3 protein-coding genes are annotated in these 3,589 nt (G+C 69.2%); 2 read left to right on the forward strand and 1 reads right to left on the reverse strand.

The window, feature by feature from the left end; genetic code table 11:
* On the reverse strand, positions 1–192 hold a 192-nt coding region (locus AC1DZ6_RS21350), incomplete at its 3' end, for a hypothetical protein (protein ID WP_477099140.1).
* Positions 193–608: 416 nt separating this feature from the next.
* On the opposite strand from AC1DZ6_RS21350, the gene AC1DZ6_RS21355 reads away from it, so the two are divergent.
* Both AC1DZ6_RS21355 and AC1DZ6_RS21360 read left to right on the forward strand, forming a co-directional pair.
* Entirely contained in the window at positions 609–2,144 is a 1,536-nt protein-coding gene (locus tag AC1DZ6_RS21355; protein WP_477099141.1) for a tryptophan halogenase family protein, read from the forward strand.
* Positions 2,141–3,586: a tryptophan halogenase family protein gene (locus AC1DZ6_RS21360; RefSeq protein WP_477099142.1), complete on the forward strand. Its 1,446-nt coding sequence runs from the start codon at positions 2,141–2,143 to the stop codon at positions 3,584–3,586. Before AC1DZ6_RS21355 ends, AC1DZ6_RS21360 begins: the two co-directional genes overlap by 4 nt.
* The last annotated feature ends 3 nt before the right edge of the window (positions 3,587–3,589 follow it).

A 3,589-nucleotide genomic window follows, 5' to 3' on the forward strand; every position in this document is an offset into this window, starting at 1 on the left:
GTCCGGCAGGGCGCCGATGTCCTCGGCGGTGATCGAGTCGCCGATGATCTCGGAGCTCTGCTTGAGCTGCTGCGAGCTCTTCAGGCTTTGACGGATGCTGGTGACCACCACCTCGTCGACCGTCGCCGCCTCATCGGCCGGCTTGGTCTGGGCCAGAGCCGGGCCGGCGATCAGCACGGCGCCCAGCGCCAAGGCGGATACACCGTACTTGAGTTTTGAAATCGAAATTCTGCCCGCGCATGCGGGCGCACTTTGGACGTGGTCCATGCCGTTTACCTCCCCAGTTATTTTTCGTGGCAACGCGTTACCGCTACCATTGGTCAATTGAATCGACCATTATGGTCAGATCATAAGTCAAAGCCCGCAGCCGTCAAGGTACCGGTACCTCAGTGGACGAAAAGAAGTTGATCAGGACCAACTTTCTGTTTTGTCATAACAATTGGAGCGCGACCCACATCGCGATCCTGCCGATTCCGACACAGGCAACTGTCCTTCCGGCAACGAAAAGGTATGTCGTCTGACCAACGCGCCGACGGAGATCTACACTCCAGGGGCAAACAGAATGACCGCCCGTAGAAGGCGGAGTACGGTCGCAAGAGGGGGAACGCATGACGGACCAAGCCGTCCGCAACATTCTAATCGTCGGCGGAGGCACCGCCGGCTGGATGACGGCCGCGGCCCTGTCGGCCAAGCTGGCCGGCCTGCCGATCGCCGTCCGCCTGGTGGAATCCGCTGAGATCGGCACCGTCGGCGTCGGCGAGGCGACCGTGCCGCACATCCGCCATTTCAACACCGCCCTGGGCCTCGACGAGGCCGATTTCATGCGCAAGACCCAGGCGACCTATAAGCTGGGCATCGAGTTTCGCGGCTGGGGCAAGCCGGGCGACAGCTACATCCATCCGTTCGGGGCCTATGGCGCGGCGATCGGCGGGGTCGGCTTCCACCATCATTGGCTGCGGGCCCGTCAGGGCGGCGACCCGGCGCCGATCGAGGCCTATTCGTTGCCGATCATGGCCGCGCGAGCGGGCAGGTTCGCCCCGCCCTCCCCCGACCTGAGCTCAGTGGCCTCGACCTATAACTACGCCTACCAGTTCGACGCCGGGCTCTATGCGGCTTATCTGCGCGCCTATGCCGAGGCGCGCGGCGTGGTGCGCACCGAGGGCAAGGTCGCCGACGTCGCCCTGCGGGGCGAGGACGGCTTCATCGACGCGATCACCATGGAGAACGGCGAGCGCATCGAGGCCGACCTGTTCATCGACTGCTCCGGCTTTCGCGGCCYGCTGATCGAGCAGGCCCTAAAGACCGGCTACGAGGACTGGACTCGCTGGCTGCCCTGCGATCGCGCCGCCGCCGTGCCGTGCGACACGGTCGAGACCTCGACGCCCTATACACGCTGCACGGCCGACGCCGCCGGCTGGCGCTGGCGCATCCCGCTGCAGCATCGCGTCGGGAACGGCTACGTCTATTCCAGCAACCACATCAGCGACGATGACGCCGCCGCCGCCCTGCTGGCCGGCCTGGAAGGCAAGGCCCAGGCCGATCCGCGCTTCCTCCGGTTCGTCGCCGGCCGACGCAAGAAGCAATGGAGCAAGAACTGCGTCGCCATCGGCCTGGCGTCCGGCTTCCTGGAGCCGCTGGAAAGCACCAGCATCCACCTGATCCAGGTGGCGATCACCACCTTGCTGGAGCTGTTTCCCGATCGCGGGTGCGCCCAGGCTGACCAGGACGAGTACAACCGCGTCATGCACCTGGAGTTCGAGCGCATCCGCGACTTCCTGGTGCTGCACTATCACGCCAACCAGCGCGTCGGCTCGCCGTTCTGGGACGACCGCCGCAACCTGCCCATCCCCGACAGCCTGGCCTACAAGATGGACCTGTTCCGCGACCGCGGGGTGGTGGTGAAGTACAAGGACGGCTTCTTCCTCGAGCCCAGCTGGCTGGCGGTCTATCTGGGCCAGAACATCGTCCCGCGCGCCTACGACCCCGTCAGCGACAGCGTCCCCGACGCCGTCCTGGCCCAACGGCTCAAGGCCATCCGCGACTCCATCGCCACGGCCGCGCGGTCCATGCCGAGCCACGACGACTGGATCGCCCGCTTCTGCGCCGCGTCGCCGGCGGCGGCCGCCAAGGCGGTGACGGCATGAGCCGGTCGCCCTTGAACAGCGTCGCCGTCCTGGGCGGCGGCGTCGCCGGCTGGATGACCGCCTGCGCCCTGGCGCGGGTCCTGCCCGCCGACCGCGCGATCCGGGTGATCGAGACCGCCGGCTCCGCGCCCGGCGGCGCCCTGTCCACCCTGCCCGCCCTGCGCGGCTTCCATGCCCTGCTGGGCCTGGACGAGGCCGCCCTGATGCGGGCCGCGCGCGGCACGTTCAAGCTGGGGTCGCGATACAGCGACTGGGCCGATAGCGACCATGTCGAGGGCTTCAGCGACACCGGCGCCAGTCTCGACGGCGTGGCCTTTCACCATCACTGGCTGCGGGCCCGCCAAAGCGGCGAGGTCGGCCGGTACGAGGACTACAGCCTGGCCGCCGTGGCCGGGCGACTGGGCCGGTTCGCGCCGCCCAGCCAGGATCCCCGTTCGGTGCTGTCGACCTTGTCATACGGTCTGCATCTGGACGCCGCCGCCTATGTCGAGGCGCTGCGATCCTCGGCCACCCGCGTGGCGGCGCGCGCCGGCGAGATCGCCGACGTGCTGCTGGCGTCGGACGGCCGGATCGCCGCCGTGGTCCTGGCCGACGGCGAGCGGATCGCCGCCGACCTGTTCATCGACGCGACGCCGGACGGCCGCCTGGTCGGCGCGACGCCCGACGCCGCCTGGATCGACGGCTCGGGCGCCCTGCCCTGCGATCGCCTCGCCCTGCGGGAAGTCGCCCCCCGAGCCAACCCGACACCCCTGACCGAGTTCGAGGCCATAGCCGAAGGCTGGCTGCGGCGCGTTCCCCTCAGGGGCGGCGACGCGGTGACCCTGGCCTATGAGAGTGCTCGGACATCCGACGACGAGGCGCGCGAAATCCTGGGCGGCGACGCGACCATCCTGTCCCTGCGCAACGGTCGTCGCCAGCGGGTCTGGTCGGGCAACTGCCTGGCCATCGGCCCGGCGGCGAGCCAGCTGGAGCCGCTGAACGGCGACGACGCCCAGGCGATCCAGAGCGGCGTCGGCCGGCTGATGGCCCTGCTGCCGACCGCCGACGCCTCGCTCCTGGCCGCCCTGGAGTACAACCGCCTGATGGCCGAGGAGTACGAGCGCGCCCGCGACATCGCCGCGTTCCGCTACGCCGCCGCGACGCGAACCGACCCGCTGTGGGTCGATGCCCGGCGCGCGCCGCCCTCGGCGGCCCTGGCCTACAAGCAGGCTCAGTTCGAAAGCCGCGGCCGCGTGGTGCTGTATGACGAGGAGACCTTCGTGGAAAGTGCCTGGGTCGGGGCGTTCCTCGGTCACGGGATCACCCCGCGACGTCACGACCGCCTGGCCGACCGCTTGCCCGCCGACCAGGCCGAGGCGATCCTGGCCCGACTGCGCGGCGTGGTCCGCCAGGCGGCCCAGGCCATGCCGCTCCACGCCGACGCCCTGAAGGACCGCCCATGACGC

The organism is Caulobacter sp. P1_B12_2 (assembly GCF_056406675.1).